The 15,751-nt window shown below is 71.3% G+C and carries 14 protein-coding genes; 12 read left to right on the top strand and 2 right to left on the bottom strand.

Annotated features, from left to right (window positions below; genetic code table 11):
* The first annotated feature begins 184 nt into the window (after nucleotides 1–184).
* The 3 genes from J5Y05_RS32495 to J5Y05_RS25515 all read left to right on the top strand — a co-directional run bounded on the left by J5Y05_RS32495 (nucleotide 185) and on the right by J5Y05_RS25515 (nucleotide 3,809).
* Nucleotides 185–2,047: a site-2 protease family protein gene (locus J5Y05_RS32495; RefSeq protein WP_210875418.1), complete on the top strand. Its 1,863-nt coding sequence runs from the start codon at nucleotides 185–187 to the stop codon at nucleotides 2,045–2,047.
* Nucleotides 2,048–2,125: 78 nt separating this feature from the next.
* The gene (locus tag J5Y05_RS25520; protein ID WP_210875417.1) at nucleotides 2,126–3,028 is read left to right on the top strand and encodes a tRNA (adenine-N1)-methyltransferase; all 903 of its coding nucleotides are present in this window, start codon (nucleotides 2,126–2,128) and stop codon (nucleotides 3,026–3,028) included.
* A 205-nt stretch (nucleotides 3,029–3,233) separates the two neighbouring features.
* Nucleotides 3,234–3,809, top strand: a complete 576-nt coding sequence (locus J5Y05_RS25515) for a hypothetical protein (RefSeq protein ID WP_210875416.1) — start codon at nucleotides 3,234–3,236, stop codon at nucleotides 3,807–3,809.
* Nucleotides 3,810–3,880: 71 nt separating this feature from the next.
* Here J5Y05_RS25515 and J5Y05_RS25510 read toward each other — a convergent pair whose 3' ends face one another.
* The gene (locus tag J5Y05_RS25510) at nucleotides 3,881–4,186 is read right to left on the bottom strand and encodes a ferredoxin (RefSeq protein ID WP_210875415.1); all 306 of its coding nucleotides are present in this window, start codon (nucleotides 4,184–4,186) and stop codon (nucleotides 3,881–3,883) included.
* Nucleotides 4,187–4,443: 257 nt separating this feature from the next.
* Here J5Y05_RS25510 and arc point away from each other — a divergent pair, with 257 nt between their 5' ends.
* From arc to prcA, 5 genes are all read left to right on the top strand, one after another.
* Nucleotides 4,444–6,210 (top strand): proteasome ATPase, encoded by a 1,767-nt coding sequence (gene arc, locus J5Y05_RS25505; RefSeq protein WP_210875414.1) that lies wholly within the window; start codon nucleotides 4,444–4,446, stop codon nucleotides 6,208–6,210.
* A gap of 235 nt (nucleotides 6,211–6,445) precedes the next feature.
* A complete protein-coding gene (dop, locus tag J5Y05_RS25500; protein WP_372450523.1) occupies nucleotides 6,446–7,957 on the top strand; it encodes a depupylase/deamidase Dop in 1,512 nt (503 codons plus the stop codon).
* A 177-nt stretch (nucleotides 7,958–8,134) separates the two neighbouring features.
* The gene (locus J5Y05_RS25495) at nucleotides 8,135–8,353 is read left to right on the top strand and encodes a ubiquitin-like protein Pup (RefSeq protein ID WP_018848997.1); all 219 of its coding nucleotides are present in this window, start codon (nucleotides 8,135–8,137) and stop codon (nucleotides 8,351–8,353) included.
* Between the two features lie 276 nt (nucleotides 8,354–8,629).
* Nucleotides 8,630–9,475 (top strand): proteasome subunit beta, encoded by an 846-nt coding sequence (prcB, locus tag J5Y05_RS25490; RefSeq protein WP_210875413.1) that lies wholly within the window; start codon nucleotides 8,630–8,632, stop codon nucleotides 9,473–9,475.
* A 61-nt stretch (nucleotides 9,476–9,536) separates the two neighbouring features.
* Nucleotides 9,537–10,316 carry a proteasome subunit alpha gene (prcA, locus tag J5Y05_RS25485; protein WP_210875412.1) on the top strand — a complete coding sequence of 260 codons (780 nt, stop codon included), beginning with the start codon at nucleotides 9,537–9,539 and terminating at the stop codon, nucleotides 10,314–10,316.
* 45 nt (nucleotides 10,317–10,361) lie between these two features.
* On the opposite strand, the gene J5Y05_RS25480 is transcribed toward prcA, so the two are convergent.
* On the bottom strand, nucleotides 10,362–11,384 hold the full coding sequence (locus tag J5Y05_RS25480) for a LacI family DNA-binding transcriptional regulator (RefSeq protein ID WP_210875411.1): 1,023 nt from the start codon (nucleotides 11,382–11,384) through the stop codon (nucleotides 10,362–10,364).
* A gap of 105 nt (nucleotides 11,385–11,489) precedes the next feature.
* Here J5Y05_RS25480 and J5Y05_RS25475 point away from each other — a divergent pair, with 105 nt between their 5' ends.
* The 4 genes from J5Y05_RS25475 to J5Y05_RS25460 all read left to right on the top strand — a co-directional run bounded on the left by J5Y05_RS25475 (nucleotide 11,490) and on the right by J5Y05_RS25460 (nucleotide 15,729).
* Nucleotides 11,490–12,749, top strand: a complete 1,260-nt coding sequence (locus J5Y05_RS25475) for an MFS transporter (protein ID WP_210875410.1) — start codon at nucleotides 11,490–11,492, stop codon at nucleotides 12,747–12,749.
* Between the two features lie 9 nt (nucleotides 12,750–12,758).
* Nucleotides 12,759–14,120 (top strand): Pup--protein ligase, encoded by a 1,362-nt coding sequence (pafA, locus tag J5Y05_RS25470; protein ID WP_210875409.1) that lies wholly within the window; start codon nucleotides 12,759–12,761, stop codon nucleotides 14,118–14,120.
* A 202-nt stretch (nucleotides 14,121–14,322) separates the two neighbouring features.
* Nucleotides 14,323–15,300, top strand: a complete 978-nt coding sequence (locus tag J5Y05_RS25465) for an FKBP-type peptidyl-prolyl cis-trans isomerase (RefSeq protein WP_210875408.1) — start codon at nucleotides 14,323–14,325, stop codon at nucleotides 15,298–15,300.
* 57 nt (nucleotides 15,301–15,357) lie between these two features.
* On the top strand, nucleotides 15,358–15,729 hold the full coding sequence (locus J5Y05_RS25460; protein ID WP_210875407.1) for an FKBP-type peptidyl-prolyl cis-trans isomerase: 372 nt from the start codon (nucleotides 15,358–15,360) through the stop codon (nucleotides 15,727–15,729).
* The last annotated feature ends 22 nt before the right edge of the window (nucleotides 15,730–15,751 follow it).

The raw sequence follows: 15,751 nt of genomic DNA, 5'->3' as shown, positions 1-15,751 counted from the left end.
ACCGACAGTGACCCAGTCGCGGTGGTGAGGGCCGCGGCGGGCGGCGGGGCGGGCGAGGAGAGCGCGGGTTGCCACGGGGGCGCCAGGGGGTGCCGGGGCGGAACGGGGCGCCCCGGCCGCATACCATCGACACGAGACCCTTCCGCCCGTCAGGCGCGGAAGACGCTTCGAATGAGGGGACACCGTGAACGTGAGCGGCGGGAGCGGGCACCCGCGGTCCGGCAACGACCAGCCGGCCGGGCCCCACACAGGGCCCGGAACCCCGGCCGCCGGCCCCGGGCACCCGGACCCCACGAACCCCCGGGCCGCCACCGGGCACCCGGACCCCACGAACCCCCGGGCCGCCACCGGGGGCACGGACGGCCCGGAGCGCCCGGAGGGTCCGGACCGGGGCGCGCGCGAGGCCGAGGACACGGGTGAGCCCGCGGGCACCGGTGGTGCGGGAGAGACGGGCGGTACGGGAGGGGCCGGCGGCACGAAAGAGACGGGTGGTGCGGAAGGCACCGGTGGTACGGGAGAGCCCGGAGGCCCCGGCGGCACCGGTGGTCCCGGCGGCCCCGGCGGCACGAGGGGCCCCGGCGGCACAGCGGGCACCGGCGCTCCCGGCAGCCCCCAGCGCCCCGGTGACCACGAGCCCCCCGCCCGTCACCAGCACCCCGGCGGCCACGCCGGCCCCATCGAGCACCCCACTCCCGGCGCCCCCCGCTCCGAAGCCCACACCCCCGACGGCCCCCACGGCCCCCACGGCCCTGGCGGTCCCGTCGCCCCCCGCTCCGAAGCCCACACCCCCGACGGCCCCCACGGCCCCCACGGCCCTGGCGGTCCCGTCGCCCCCCGCTCCGAGGCCCACGCCGGGGGCGACGGCGAGGGCCCCGGGAAGCCGCCGCAGCGGCCCGAGCCCAGGGGCGGGCTGCTCATGGGGCGGATCTTCGGCGTACCCGTGTACGTCGCGCCGAGCTGGTTCCTGGTCGCCATCCTGATCACCTGGGTGTTCGGCGGCCAACTGGAACGCGTCCTGCCCGAACTGGGCGCCGCCCGCTACCTCGTCTCGCTCTTCTTCGCCGTCGCCTTCTACGCCTCCGTGCTCATCCACGAGCTGGCCCACACCGTCGCCGCCCTGCGCTTCAAGCTCCCCGTGCGCCGCATCCAGCTCCAGTTCTTCGGCGGCGTCTCCGAGATCGAGAAGGAGGCCGAGACCCCGGGCCGCGAGTTCGTCCTCGCCTTCGTCGGCCCGCTGCTCTCCCTCGTCCTCGCCGGGGTCTTCTACGGCGCCCTGCTCGGCGTGGAGCCGGGCACCGTCCCCGGCGTGCTCCTGGCCGGCCTGATGATCTCCAACCTCATCGTGGCCGTCTTCAACCTGCTCCCCGGCCTCCCCCTGGACGGCGGCCGGATGCTGCGCGCCGTCGTCTGGAAGATCACCGGCAAGCCGATGAGCGGCACCGTCGCCGCCGCCTGGGTCGGCCGGGCCCTCGCCGTCTCCGTCCTGATCGGCCTGCCGCTGCTCACCCAGTCCGGGGCGCTCGGCTCACCCGCGCAGAACAGCGTCGGCATGGACACGGTGATGGACGCGCTGCTGGCCGCGATCCTCGCCGCGATCATCTGGACCGGCGCCGGCAACAGCCTGCGCATGGCCCGCCTGCGCGAACACCTTCCCGAGCTGCGCGCCCGCGCCCTCACCCGGCGCGCGGTCCCGGTCCCCGGCGACACGCCCCTGTCCGAGGCGCTGCGCCGCGCCAACACATCCGGGGCCCGCGCCCTGGTCGTCGTCGACGGCGAGGGACATCCCGTCTCCCTGGTCCGGGAGGCCGCCATCGTCGGCGTACCGGAGCACCGCCGCCCCTGGGTCGCGGTCAGCACCCTCGCCCACGACATCACCGAGGGCATGCGCGTCTCCGCCGATCTGTCCGGGGAGGAACTCCTCGACGCCCTGCGCACCACCCCGGCGACCGAGTACCTGGTGGTCGAGGAGTCCGGCGCGATCTACGGCGTGCTCTCCGCGGCGGACGTGGAGAAGGCGTTCGTCAAGGCGATGGCCCGCCCCTCCTAGCCCCGTCCGGCCCCTGCCCGCCCGGCCCCGCACCGCCGCGTGGTCGGGCGGTCCCCCGGGGACCGGTAGGCTGGTCACATGTCCGAACCGACCGGTGCCGCCCGCAGGCGCGGGCCCTTCACGGTCGGGGACCAGGTTCAGCTGACCGACCCCAAGGGCCGCCACTACACGTTCACGCTCGAAGCAGGGAAGAACTTCCACACCCACAAGGGTTCCTTCCCGCACGACGAGCTGATCGGCGCTCCCGAGGGCAGTGTGGTCCGCACCACCGGCAACGTCGCCTATCTCGCGCTGCGCCCCCTGCTCCCCGACTACGTCCTGTCCATGCCCCGCGGGGCGGCCGTCGTCTACCCGAAGGACGCGGGACAGATCCTCGCCTTCGCCGACATCTTCCCCGGCGCGCGCGTCGTCGAGGCCGGCGTCGGCTCCGGCTCGCTCAGCAGCTTCCTGCTCCGCGCCATCGGCGACCAGGGGATGCTGCACTCCTACGAGCGGCGCGAGGACTTCGCCGACATCGCCCGGCAGAACGTGGAGCGCTACTTCGGCGGCCCCCACCCCGCCTGGCAGCTCACCGTCGGCGACCTCCAGGACAACCTGTCCGACAGCGACGTCGACCGCGTCATCCTCGACATGCTCGCCCCCTGGGAGTGCCTGGAGGCCGTCTCCAAGGCCCTCGTCCCCGGCGGCATCCTCTGCTGCTACGTCGCCACCACCACCCAGCTCGCGCGGACCGTCGAGTCCATCCGCGAGATCGGCTGCTTCAACGAGCCGACCTCCTGGGAGACGATGATCCGCAACTGGCACATCGAGGGCCTGGCCGTCCGCCCGGACCACCGCATGATCGGCCACACCGGCTTCCTGCTCACCGCCCGGCGCCTCGCCGACGGCGTCGAGCCCCCCATGCGCCGCCGCCGTCCCGCCAAGGGCGCCTACGGCGAGGACTACGCCGGCCCCAACGCCGACGGGGGCGCCGGCCGCTGACCCGGCCGCACCGCGAACAACGCGAGGGCGCCGTGGCGGAGTTCCCCGGACACACCGGGAACTCCGCCACGGCGCCGCCGCGTTGAGCGGGACAGTGGGCCGCGCGAGCGCGGACGAGTACCCACCCCGCCGTTCCCTCGCACTGTGACGTGTGGCACGATGCTGGCCACCCCCACCGGCACAGCCCTCACAGGAGACCCTCCTCGTGCAGCACCCCGCCGTTCCGGACCTGTCCCACACGCACACCCGGCCGATCCACTGGGTCGCCACCGCCACGGCGCTCGCCGGTGTGGTCGCGCTCTCCTCGTTCCTCCAGCCCGACGCCGCGACGGCCGCGCAGCCCGGCGCCCCGCGTACCAAGAGCGCCCCGCGGCAGCCCGCGCCGCCCGACCCGACCGAGGCCGCCTTCCCGCTGGAGTGCGGTCCGGTCGAGGCCCTGGTGCAGAAGACCGCCGCCGGTGACCTCGACGGCGACGGCGTCCCCGAGACGGTGGTCGCGGTCCACTGCGACGCGCCCATGGGCACCCCGCCCGACGCCGTGTACGTCCTCACCCGGGACACCGGCGGCAGCCCCCGCGTCGTGGCCACCCTGGTGGACACCCCCGAGCGCCGCACCGTCACCGACCTGCGGGTCCGCGACGGCGCCGTGCTCGCCACGATGCTCGGCTACTCCTCGTCCGACGTGCCCAGTTGCTGCCCCGACGTCACGGACGACGTGAAGTGGCAGTGGAAGGACGGCGCGTTCCTGCGCGGCACGCCGTCACCGGCCAGGACCGTCTGAGGAACGGCGTCCCGCGCGCCCCGGACCGGCGGAACCGGCCTCCCGCGCGCGTGCGGAACGTCACGGAAGGGTCACTCCGCGTCGGGACCGTAGACCTCGGCCTTGTCCGAAACGCGCCGCACGTGGATGCACTCGCCGGGACACTCCTTCGCCGAGTCGACCACATCGGTGAGCAGGGTCAGCGGTACGGGCGTGGTCGCCCCCGCGTGCTGCAACAGCTCGTCGTCCGCGCCCTTGACGTAGGCGAGACCGTCGATGTCCAGCTCGAACACCTCGGGCGCGTACTGGGCGCAGATGCCGTCACCGGTGCACAGGTCCTGGTCGATCCAGACCTCCAGCGCCTCACCGGCGGTCCCGGCACCCTGTTCCACGCTCATCTCTCCCTGCCCTGTACGGCCTTTGCACCGCGTCGGGCGGTTCGGGAATCCGGCCAGCTCCGACGGGTGTTGAACAGTTCGACCCTACCTCCGCCGGGGTTCCCTTCACGTTCGGTGGGTATTCCCCTGGCGTGAGGGAGAGCGCAAGGGTGAAGATCGGACACACCCCCACCGTCTTTGTGATCTAGGGGTTTCAATCGACACCCACGCAGGTAGGGTCTGGAAGCGTCCAGCTCCCCTTGGAGGAGGTGAGGACCGTGGCAGCCCACGACGACGACATGAACCGCGGCATCCGCCCGGGTCGAGGGTCCGAGGACCCGGCCGGGCAGGTGGCCTATCTTGAGCAGGAGATCGCCGTCCTGCGCCGCAAGCTCGCCGATTCTCCGCGGCACACGAGAATTCTCGAAGAGCGGATCGTCGAGTTGCAGACCAATCTGGCCGGCGTGTCCGCCCAGAACGAGCGGCTGGCCAACACGCTCCGCGAGGCCCGCGACCAGATCGTGGCTCTCAAGGAGGAGGTCGACCGGCTGGCCCAGCCACCGGCCGGCTTCGGCGTCTTCCTTCAGGCGAACGAGGACGGCACGGCCGACATCTTCACCGGCGGCCGCAAGCTCCGGGTGAACGTGAGCCCGAGCGTCGAGCTGGACGAGCTGCGGCGCGGCCAGGAAGTGATGCTCAACGAGGCGCTCAACGTGGTCGAGGCCATGGAGTACGAGAGCGTCGGCGACATCGTCACCCTCAAGGAGATCCTGGAGGACGGCGAGCGCGCGCTGGTCCTCGGTCACACCGACGAGGAGCGCGTGGTCCGGCTGGCCGAGCCGCTGCGCGGCATCACCATCCGCGCCGGCGACGCCCTCCTGCTCGAACCCCGCTCCGGCTACGTCTACGAGGTCGTGCCGAAGAGCGAGGTCGAGGAGCTGGTCCTCGAAGAGGTCCCCGACATCGGCTACGAGCAGATCGGCGGCCTCGGCGGACAGATCGAGGCGATCCGCGACGCGGTCGAGCTTCCCTACCTCTACCCCGACCTGTTCCGGGAGCACGAGCTGCGTCCGCCCAAGGGCGTCCTCCTCTACGGCCCGCCCGGATGCGGCAAGACGCTCATCGCCAAGGCCGTCGCGAACTCGCTGGCCAAGAAGGTCGCCGAGGTGACCGGCCAGGCCGCCGGCAAGAGCTTCTTCCTCAACATCAAGGGCCCCGAGCTGCTGAACAAGTACGTCGGCGAGACCGAGCGGCAGATCCGCCTGGTCTTCCAGCGGGCCCGGGAGAAGGCCAGCGAGGGCACGCCCGTCATCGTCTTCTTCGACGAGATGGAGTCCCTGTTCCGCACCCGCGGCTCCGGCGTCAGCTCGGACGTGGAGAACACCATCGTCCCCCAGCTCCTCGCCGAGATCGACGGTGTGGAGGGCTTGCAGAACGTGGTGGTGATCGGTGCCTCCAACCGTGAGGACATGATCGACCCCGCCATCCTGCGGCCCGGCCGGCTCGACGTGAAGATCAAGATCGAGCGTCCGGACGCCGAGGCGGCCACGGACATCTTCGGCAAGTACCTCACCGAGCGCCTCCCGCTGCACGAGGACGACCTCGCGGAGCACGCGGGCGACCGGGGCTCCACCGTCCAGGGAATGATCCAGACGGCGGTCGAGCAGATGTACGCGGAATCCGAGGAGAACCGCTTCCTGGAGGTCACGTACGCCAATGGCGACAAGGAAGTCCTCTACTTCAAGGACTTCAATTCCGGTGCCATGATCGAGAACATCGTGGGCCGCGCCAAGAAAATGGCGATCAAGGACTTCCTGGAAAAGACCCAGAAGGGACTTCGCGTCTCCCATCTGCTCCAGGCGTGCGTGGACGAGTTCAAGGAGAACGAGGACCTTCCCAACACGACCAACCCGGACGACTGGGCCCGCATCTCCGGAAAGAAGGGCGAGCGGATCGTGTACATCCGTACGCTCGTCACCGGAAAGCAGGGCGCGGACACCGGACGGTCCATCGACACGGTGGCGAACACCGGTCAGTACCTGTAAAAGTCGGGGCGGCTGCGGGTGCCCTCGGCGGGTACCCGCAGCCGACTGATTTCGGGGGACACGGCCGGAGCGAAGCAATGACGCAAATGATCTCCCCACCAGCGCAGAGGCGTTCTAGGCTCTTCCGTACCGCCGAGTCGCGCACTGCGGGGACGGGCACCGCACACGCATCGGAGCGCCAGCGGTACGTGAGCGGCGTCCACGACCGAGGGCGCCGCCGGGCAAGGAGGGCCGCATGACCGTACGGCGAGTAATGGGCATCGAGACGGAGTACGGCATCTCCGTCCCCGGTCACCCCAATGCCAATGCCATGCTCACCTCTTCCCAGATCGTCAACGCCTACGCGGCGGCGATGCACCGGGCCCGGCGAGCCCGCTGGGACTTCGAGGAGGAGAATCCGCTGCGGGACGCGCGGGGCTTCGACCTCGCCCGTGAGGCCGCCGACTCCAGCCAGCTCACCGACGAGGACATCGGCCTGGCCAACGTGATCCTCACCAACGGCGCACGGCTCTACGTCGACCACGCCCACCCGGAGTACAGCGCTCCGGAGGTCACCAACCCGCTGGACGCCGTGCTGTGGGACAAGGCCGGCGAGCGGATCATGGCCGAGGCCGCCGAGCGGGCCGCGCAGCTCCCCGGCGCCCAGCCGATCCACCTCTACAAGAACAACACCGACAACAAGGGCGCCTCCTACGGCACGCACGAGAACTACCTGATGAAGCGGGAGACCGCCTTCTCCGACATCGTGCGCCACCTGACGCCCTTCTTCGTCTCCCGCCAGGTCTTCGCCGGGGCCGGCCGCGTCGGCATCGGCCAGGACGGGCAGGAGCACGGGTTCCAGATCAGCCAGCGCGCGGACTACTTCGAGGTCGAGGTGGGGCTGGAGACCACCCTGAAGCGGCCCATCATCAACACGCGCGACGAACCGCACGCGGACGCGGAGAAGTACCGGCGACTGCATGTGATCATCGGCGACGCGAACCTGTCCGAGATCTCGACCTATCTGAAGCTGGGCACGACCGCTCTGGTGCTGTCGATGATCGAGGACGGTTTCATCGCCGTCGACCTCGCCGTCGACCAGCCCGTGCGCACCCTGCACCAGGTCTCGCACGACGCCTCCCTCGAACACCTCGTCACCCTGCGCAGCGGGCGCAGGCTGACCGCGGTCCAGCTCCAGATGGAGTACTACGAGCTGGCGCGCAAGTACGTCGAGGAGCGGTACGGCGCCGACGCCGACGAGCAGACCAAGGACGTCCTCGGCCGGTGGGAGGACACCCTCAACCGGCTGGAGAACGACCCCATGAGCCTCGCCGGCGAACTGGACTGGGTCGCCAAGCGGGAGCTGATGGAGGGCTACCGGCGCCGCGACAACGTCGACTGGGACGCGGCCCGGCTCCACCTGGTCGACCTCCAGTACGCGGACGTACGCCCCGACAAGGGCCTCTACAACCGCCTGGTGGAGCGCGGGCGCATCAAACGGCTGCTGGACGAGGCGGATGTCGAAAGGGCCCGTACCAAGCCGCCCGAGGACACCCGCGCCTACTTCCGCGGACGCTGCCTGGAGCAGTACGCGGACGACGTGGCCGCGGCCTCCTGGGACTCGGTGATCTTCGATCTGCCGGGCCGGGACTCGCTCCAGCGGGTGCCGACGATGGAGCCGCTGCGCGGCACGCGTCACCACGTCAAGGAACTGCTGGACCGCTGCCGCACCGCGGAGGACCTGGTCAGGGTCCTCTCCGGCGGCTGACCGGGCCCGGCGGGTACACGACGGAAGACGGCCGGGCCCGGGTGCCTGCACCCGGGCCCGGAACCAACGAGGTGGGCCCCGCACCCGGAATTCTCGCGGGGCCGATGTCGGACCCGGCTTGTAGGGTCTGATCACAACCGAGCAACTGTGTCGGGCGAACCGAGCGGGGTGAGGGTGATGGCGACCAAGGACACCGGCGGCGGGCAGCAGAAGGCCACGCGTTCCACCGAGGAGGTCGAGGAGCAGGCGCAGGACGCGCAGGCCGCCGAGGATCTCAAGGAGCGGCAGGAGAAGCTCAGCGACGACGTCGACTCCGTCCTGGACGAGATCGACGACGTCCTGGAGGAGAACGCGGAGGACTTCGTACGGTCCTTCGTCCAAAAGGGTGGACAGTAGGCGCGGCCACCTTCGTTTCGAAGGTTCGTGAGCCGGACGAGTGACAGATGAGCGGAGCGTGAGGCGCCGCGTGCGGTGCGGGAGACCCGTGCCGCACGCGGCCCTCGCCGGGGGGCCGCGGGGTTCCTTCCGGGTTCCCGCAGAGTAGGTGGATCACCACCGCGACGCGGGTAGGGTCCGTGGCGTACCGTGCTCCAGTCACGACGCTGAGCTGGGGCAGTTCAAGGATCGGCCCGACCTGGGACGGCGGGCTGCCGCACATGTGGAAGGAACCGCGTGGAAGCCAACACTCGTAGCACCGGGCGTCTGCCATCTGCCTTCCTGACGCCCGGGTCCTCCTCCTTCATGGACTTCCTCGGCGAGCACCAGCCGGAGCTGCTCCCGGGCAACCGCCGGCTCCCGCCGGTGCAGGGCGTGGTCGAGGCGCCGCACGGCACCACGATCGTGGCCGTGACGTTCCCCGGCGGCGTGGTGCTCGCCGGCGACCGCCGCGCCACCATGGGCAACGTCATCGCGCAGCGCGACATCGAGAAGGTCTTCCCGGCCGACGAGTACTCGGCCGTGGGCATCGCCGGCACCGCCGGGCTGGCCGTGGAGATGGTCAAGCTCTTCCAGCTCGAACTGGAGCACTTCGAGAAGGTCGAGGGCGCGCAGCTCTCCCTGGAGGGCAAGGCCAACCGGCTCTCCACCATGATCCGCTCCAACCTCGGCATGGCCATGCAGGGCCTCGCGGTGGTGCCGCTCTTCGCCGGCTACGACGTGGACCGCGGCAAGGGCCGCATCTTCTCGTACGACGTCACGGGCGGGCGCTCCGAGGAGCACCACTTCGCGGCCACGGGCTCGGGCTCGGTCTTCGCCCGCGGCGCCATGAAGAAGCTCTTCCACGGCGACCTCACCGAGGAGCAGGCCACGACCCTCGTGGTCCAGGCCCTCTACGACGCGGCCGACGACGACTCCGCGACCGGCGGCCCCGACGTCGCCCGCCGGATCTACCCGATCATCACTGTGATCACCGAGGACGGCTTCCGCCGGCTGACCGGGGACGAGTCCTCCGAGCTGTCCCGGTCGGTGCTGGAGCGCCGCCTGGAGCAGCCCGACGGCCCGCGGGCCGCGCTGCTGTGACCGGCGGCCCACGATGGTGACAGGTGGTCCAGTGACTTCGACAGAAAGGGACGGATAACCGGTGTCGACGCCGTTCTATGTCTCACCCCAGCAGGCCATGGCCGACCGCGCGGAGTACGCCCGCAAGGGCATCGCCCGCGGGCGCAGCCTCGTGGTGCTGCAGTACGCCGACGGCATCGTCTTCGTCGGCGAGAACCCGTCCCGCGCGCTGCACAAGTTCAGCGAGATCTACGACCGGATCGGCTTCGCCGCCGCCGGCAAGTACAACGAGTACGAGAACCTGCGCATCGGCGGCGTCCGCTACGCCGACCTGCGCGGCTACACCTACGACCGTGACGACGTCACCGCCCGCGGCCTGGCCAACGTCTACGCGCAGACCCTCGGCACGATCTTCTCCAGCTCCGCGGAGAAGCCGTACGAGGTCGAGCTGGTCGTCGCCGAGGTCGGCGAGCGGCCCGAGGGCGACCAGATCTACCGGCTGCCGCACGACGGCTCCATCGTGGACGAGCACGGGTCCGTCGCCGTCGGCGGCAACGCGGAGCAGATCAGCAGCTACCTGGACCAGCGCCACCGGGACGGCATGACCCTCGCGGAGGCCCTGCGGCTGGCCGTGCAGGCGCTGTCGCGGGACACCAACGGCAGCGAGCGGGAGATCCCCGCCGAGCGGCTGGAGGTGGCGGTGCTGGACCGGACCCGGCCGCAGATGCGGAAGTTCAAGCGGATCGTGGGCGGGCAGCTCGTGCGGCTGCTGGAGGCGGGGGCGGGCTCCTCCGCCGAGGCCGGTGGCGATGCCGATGCCGGTTCCGGCGCCGAGAGCGAGAAGGACGCGGGCGAGGAGTAGGCCCCGAGGGATGTCAGCGGCCCCCGCCGGGGCCCTCGGCGGGGGCTACGGCCGGGGCCGCGGCGGCGGGGCCGTGGAGGCCCGGGGGATGAGGGTGACGGGGATGTCGCCCTCCTGCGGGGCGACGCCCTCCAGGACGGCCAGGAGGGCGCGCATGCCGCGTTCCCCGAAGCGCTCGGCGTCCAGGCGGACCGTGGTCAGCTCCGGGTCGATGGCGGTCGCCAGGCCCAGGTCGTCCAGGCCCGTGACCGAGAGGTCGTCCGGGATGCGCAGGCCCGCGCGCCGGGCCGCCTTGTAGGCGCCGGCCGCCAGTTTGTCGTCGTCGCAGACCAGCGCCGTGGGACGGTACTCCGGGTCGCGCAGGGCCTCCTCGGCAACCCTGCGCGCGCCCTCGATGGAGATCGGGGCCCGGACCGTGCGCAGGGCGCTGTCCGGCACGGCCGCGAGACGGGCGGCCAGGGCGTCGGCGCGGACCTCGAAGGTCCAGGACGGGATGTCCGCCGCCAGGTGCAGGAAACGGCGGTGGCCCAGCTCCAGCAGGTGGTCCGCGACCTGGCGGATGCCGTCCGCGATGTCCAGGTTGACCGTCGCCGCGCCGAGGCTGCCCTCGGGGTCGCTGTCCAGCATCACCAGCGGGAGCTGGTCGCCGCGGATCGCGCTGAGCGCGTCGGCGGCCATCGAGGAGGCGATGACGCCGTCCAGGGCCGCCGGCGCCGAGGCGAAGGGGTCCTTGGCCGGGCCGACGCCCTCCGGGGACGGGTAGAGGACCACGCCGAAGCCGTGCTCCGCCGCGATGCGGGCGGCGCCCGTGTAGACGCCCGCGAAGAACTCCGTGGTCAGCGCCGGTACGACCAGGAGCACCGTACGGGTGCGGCCCAGGCGCAGATTGCGGGCGGCGAGGTTCGGGCGGTAGCCCAGTTCCCGCGCCGCCTCCCGGACCCGCCGTGCGGTGGGCTCCGAGACCCGCCCGCGCCACTTGTCGCCGAGCACCAGGGAGACCGCCGCCTGGGACACGCCGGCGACCCGGGCGACGTCCCGGCTCGTGGGACGGGTGCTGCTGCCTGCCACCGTTCGCCTGCGCTTTCGTCTGGACTCGTGAACAGCCGACATGGTACGTATGGCGCTCGTCGTTATACGTAAAACCTCTCATGGTCACCGAGAAGGGGGTGGGTCGTGGCCGCCGGTTATCTGGAGATCCTCAGGGCGCGGCATGCCGTCCGGCTGCTCGTCGGCACGCTGGTGGGGCGGCTGCCCAACGCCACGGCGGCGATCGCGATCGTGCTGTTCGTCCGGGCCGAGGGCGGCTCCTACAGCCTCGCCGGCGCGCTGGCGGCCGTGTACGGCGTCGCCAACGCCGTCGGCCAGCCGCTGCTGGGGCGCCTGGTGGACCTGCGCGGGCAGCCGCGGGTGCAGTTGCCCGCCGTCGTGCTGTCGGCGCTCGCCATGGCCGTCTTCGCCTTCTCCGGGACCGATCCGGCGCCGCTCGCCTACGCGGCCGTGTCCGCCGCCGGTCTCTTCACGCCGCCGCTGGAGGGCGGGCTGCGGGCGCTGTGGCCGAGCGTGCTGCCCAAGGAGGACCAGGTGCACGCGGCGTACGCGATGGACGCCGTGGCCCAGGAGGTCATGTTCACCCTCGGCCCGCTGCTCGTCACGGTCTGCGTGTCGCTCTGGTCGCCCCAGGCCGCCCTGCTGATCCTCAACGGGCTCGGCGTGCTCGGCGCCCTGTCGGTGGTCGTCTCGCCCCCCTCGCGCGCGTGGCGCTCGGCCCCGCGTGAGGCGCACTGGCTGGGCGCCCTGCGCTCCCGGGGGCTGCTGGCGCTGCTCGGCGCCTTCCTGTTCATCGGCATGGCGCTCGGCTCGATCACCGTCGCCTCCGTGCCGTACGCGGACGACCACGGCGGCGACGCGGTGTACGGCTGGATGATGGCGGGCCTCGGGCTCGGCGCGCTGGCCGGCGGGGCCGTCTACGGGGCCCGGCAGTGGGCGGGCGAGCCGTCCCGGCGACTGCGGGTGCTGGTCGCCCTGCTGGCGGTGTGTTACCTCCCGCTGACGCTGATGCCCGGTGCCGTCCCGATGGTGCTGCTCACCGTGGTCGCCGGCGTGTTCCTCGCGCCGTGCATCGCCTGCGCCTTCGTCCTCGTCGACCTGCACGCGCCGCGCGGCACGGTGACGGAGGCGTTCTCGTGGCTCGTGACGACGTTCACCGTCGGCGCGTCGGTCGGAACGGGCCTCGCGGGACCGGTGGTCGAGGCCGGCGGGGCGCTGTGGGGCTTCGCCGTGCCCGGCGCGGCCGGGGCCGTGTCGCTGCTCGTCCTGGTGTGCACCGGACGGGTCCTCGCAGTTCCCGCCGGGAGAGGGGTAGTTGCGGCTTCCTCGGAAAATGATCCGAACCGTGCCCTCGAACCTCGTTTCAGTTCGGGTGATCGGGCGTAATGTTCAGTCATGGACCGCCGCATTTTCGGGCTGGAGAACGAGTACGGCGTCACGTGCACGTTCAGGGGACAGCGCCGCCTGTCGCCTGACGAGGTGGCGCGGTACCTTTTCCGCCGTGTTGTGTCATGGGGCCGCAGCAGCAATGTCTTTCTGCGCAACGGGGCCCGCCTCTATCTCGACGTGGGGTCACATCCGGAATACGCCACACCCGAATGTGACGACGTGATCGAACTGGTCACGCACGACAAGGCGGGCGAGCGCATCCTCGAAGGACTTCAGGTGGACGCCGAACGACGCCTGCACGAGGAGGGAATCGCGGGCGACGTCTACCTCTTCAAGAACAACACCGATTCCGCGGGAAACTCCTACGGGTGCCACGAGAACTATCTGGTGGCCCGGCACGGGGAGTTCTCGCGGCTCGCGGACATCCTCATCCCGTTCCTGGTGACCAGGCAGCTCCTCTGCGGTGCAGGAAAGGTGCTGCAGACGCCGCGCGGTGCGGTGTACTGCGTCAGCCAGCGGGCCGAGCACATCTGGGAGGGCGTCTCCTCGGCGACCACCCGGTCCCGGCCGATCATCAACACCCGCGACGAACCGCACGCCGACGCCGAGCGCTACCGCCGGCTGCACGTCATCGTGGGTGACTCCAACATGTCCGAGACGACCATGCTGCTCAAGGTCGGCGCCACCGACCTGGTGCTGCGCATGATCGAGGCGGGCACGGTGATGCGCGACCTCACCCTGGAGAACCCGATCCGGGCGATCCGCGAGGTCAGCCACGACATCACCGGCCGCCGCAAGGTGCGGCTGGCCAGCGGACGCGAGGCGTCGGCACTGGAGGTGCAGCGGGAGTACTACGAGAAGGCCGTCGACTTCTGTGAGCGGCGCGGCATCCGGACCGGCACCGTCGAACGGGTGCTGGAGCTGTGGGGCCGCACGCTGGACTCGATCGAGGCCGAGGACCTCGACCGCATCGACACCGAGATCGACTGGGTCATGAAGTACAAGCTCATCGAGCGGTACCGGGCCAAGCACAACATGACCATGTCGCATCCGCGGGTCGCGCAGATAGACCTCGCCTACCACGACATCCACCGCCGGCGGGGCCTGTACTACCTGCTGGAGAAGAAGGGCCAGGCGGCCCGGATCGCCAACGACGTCAAGATCTTCGAGGGCAAGTCCGTCCCGCCGCAGACCACCCGGGCCAGGCTGCGCGGCGACTTCATCCGCCGGGCCCAGGAGCAGCGCCGGGACTTCACCGTCGACTGGGTCCACCTCAAGCTGAACGACCAGGCACAGCGCACCGTCCTGTGCAAGGACCCGTTCCGCTCGGTGGACGACCGGGTGGAGAAGCTGATCGCCGGCATGTGAACCGGCCCACGGCCGGCTGGGACGCCCGGTGCCCGCGGAGTCGCTCCGCGGGCACCGGGCGTCTCCCTTCCTGGTCACGGCGGTGGGGCGAGGGAGGGCGTCCGAGGGGGCGGCACCGTGTCGTGCACCGCACCCTTGCGGGGCCCGGCCACGTCGTAGAGTGGCGGGCACTGCCCCCCACCCCCGATCCCCAGTTGGACTGATGAACCACACCATGAAACGACGCGCCGCCGCGCTGCTGGCCGCACCCGCCCTGCTGTTCGCCGCCGCCTGCGGTTCTTCCGGCGACGACGGGGACTCGGCGAACGGCGTCGCCCGGGTCGAGGGGAAGGCGGGGGAGAAGCCCGGCATCTCCGTGCCCAAGGACACCGAGCCGTCCAAGGAGACCGTCGTCAAGACGGTCTCGGAGGGCAGCGGGGACGCCATCAAGGACTCCGACTTCGTCCGGCTGGACTGGACCGTCGAGAAGTGGGGCGACGACCAGGAGCTGGGCGGCACCTGGGCCATGGCCCAGGAGGACGCCAAGACGCCCCGGCGCCAGTCGGTCGAGCAGGTCGGCAAGCCGAGCCAGCAGCTCCCGGACAAGGTCCTCGACGCGGTGAAGGGCAAGAAGGCCGGCAGCCGCCTCCTCGTGCAGGGCACCGCCGGCGACCTGATCGGCGAGAACCTGAACACCGCCTCCGGCATCGGCGAGAAGGACGTACTCGTCTGGGTGATCGACCCGGTCGGCGCCGACTCCGTCGACGCCAAGGGCGAGGTCAAGGGCGACCAGGCCGCCACCGGCACGGGCATGCCCGAGGTGAAGGCCGTGCCGCAGAAGGCGGCGGAGATCACCATCCCCAAGGGCGTCAAGGCCCCCAAGGAGCTTCAGGAGCAGGTCCTCGTCAAGGGCGACGGCCCGAAGGTCGAGGCCGGCCAGGCACTCATCGCCCAGTACACCGGCGTCAAGTGGGAGGACGGCGAGAAGTTCGACTCCTCCTGGGACCACGGCGGCGCCACCGCCTTCCAGATCGGCACCGGCTCCGTCGTGGCCGGCTGGGACCAGGGCCTGGTCGGCAAGAACGTCGGCGACCGCGTGCTGCTGGTGATCCCGCCCTCCCTCGGCTACGGCGCGAGCCCCGACAGCGAGCTGGCCAAGAACACGCTGGTCTTCGTGGTGGACATCCTGGGCGCGGCCTGACCCGGACGTCTGTGAAACTGTTGCCGACGCAAGATCACGCAACGAGGAGCAACGAGCATGAGCATCGAGAAGCCCGAGATCGACTTCCCCGGCGGCGAACCCCCGGCGGAGCTGGAGATCAAGGACATCTGGGAGGGTGACGGCGAGGTCGCCCAGGCGGGCCAGACGGTCACCGTCCACTACGTGGGTGTCGCCTTCAGCACCGGCGAGGAGTTCGACGCGAGCTGGAACCGCGGAACGCCGTTCCGCTTCCCGCTCGGCGGCGGGCGCGTCATCAAGGGCTGGGACCAGGGCGTGCAGGGCATGAAGGTGGGCGGGCGCCGCCAGCTCACCATCCCCGCCCACCTCGCCTACGGCAACCAGAGCCCGACCCCGGCGATCAAGCCCGGCGAGACGCTGATCTTCGTGGTCGATCTGCTCGGAGTCTGACCGGAGCCGATCATCCGGGGCC

The organism is Streptomyces tagetis (assembly GCF_018069565.1).
Classification (GTDB): Bacteria; Actinomycetota; Actinomycetes; order Streptomycetales; family Streptomycetaceae; genus Streptomyces; species Streptomyces tagetis.
The sequence above is the reverse complement of the archived record's forward strand: the minus strand, read 5'-3'. Positions and strand labels throughout refer to the sequence as shown.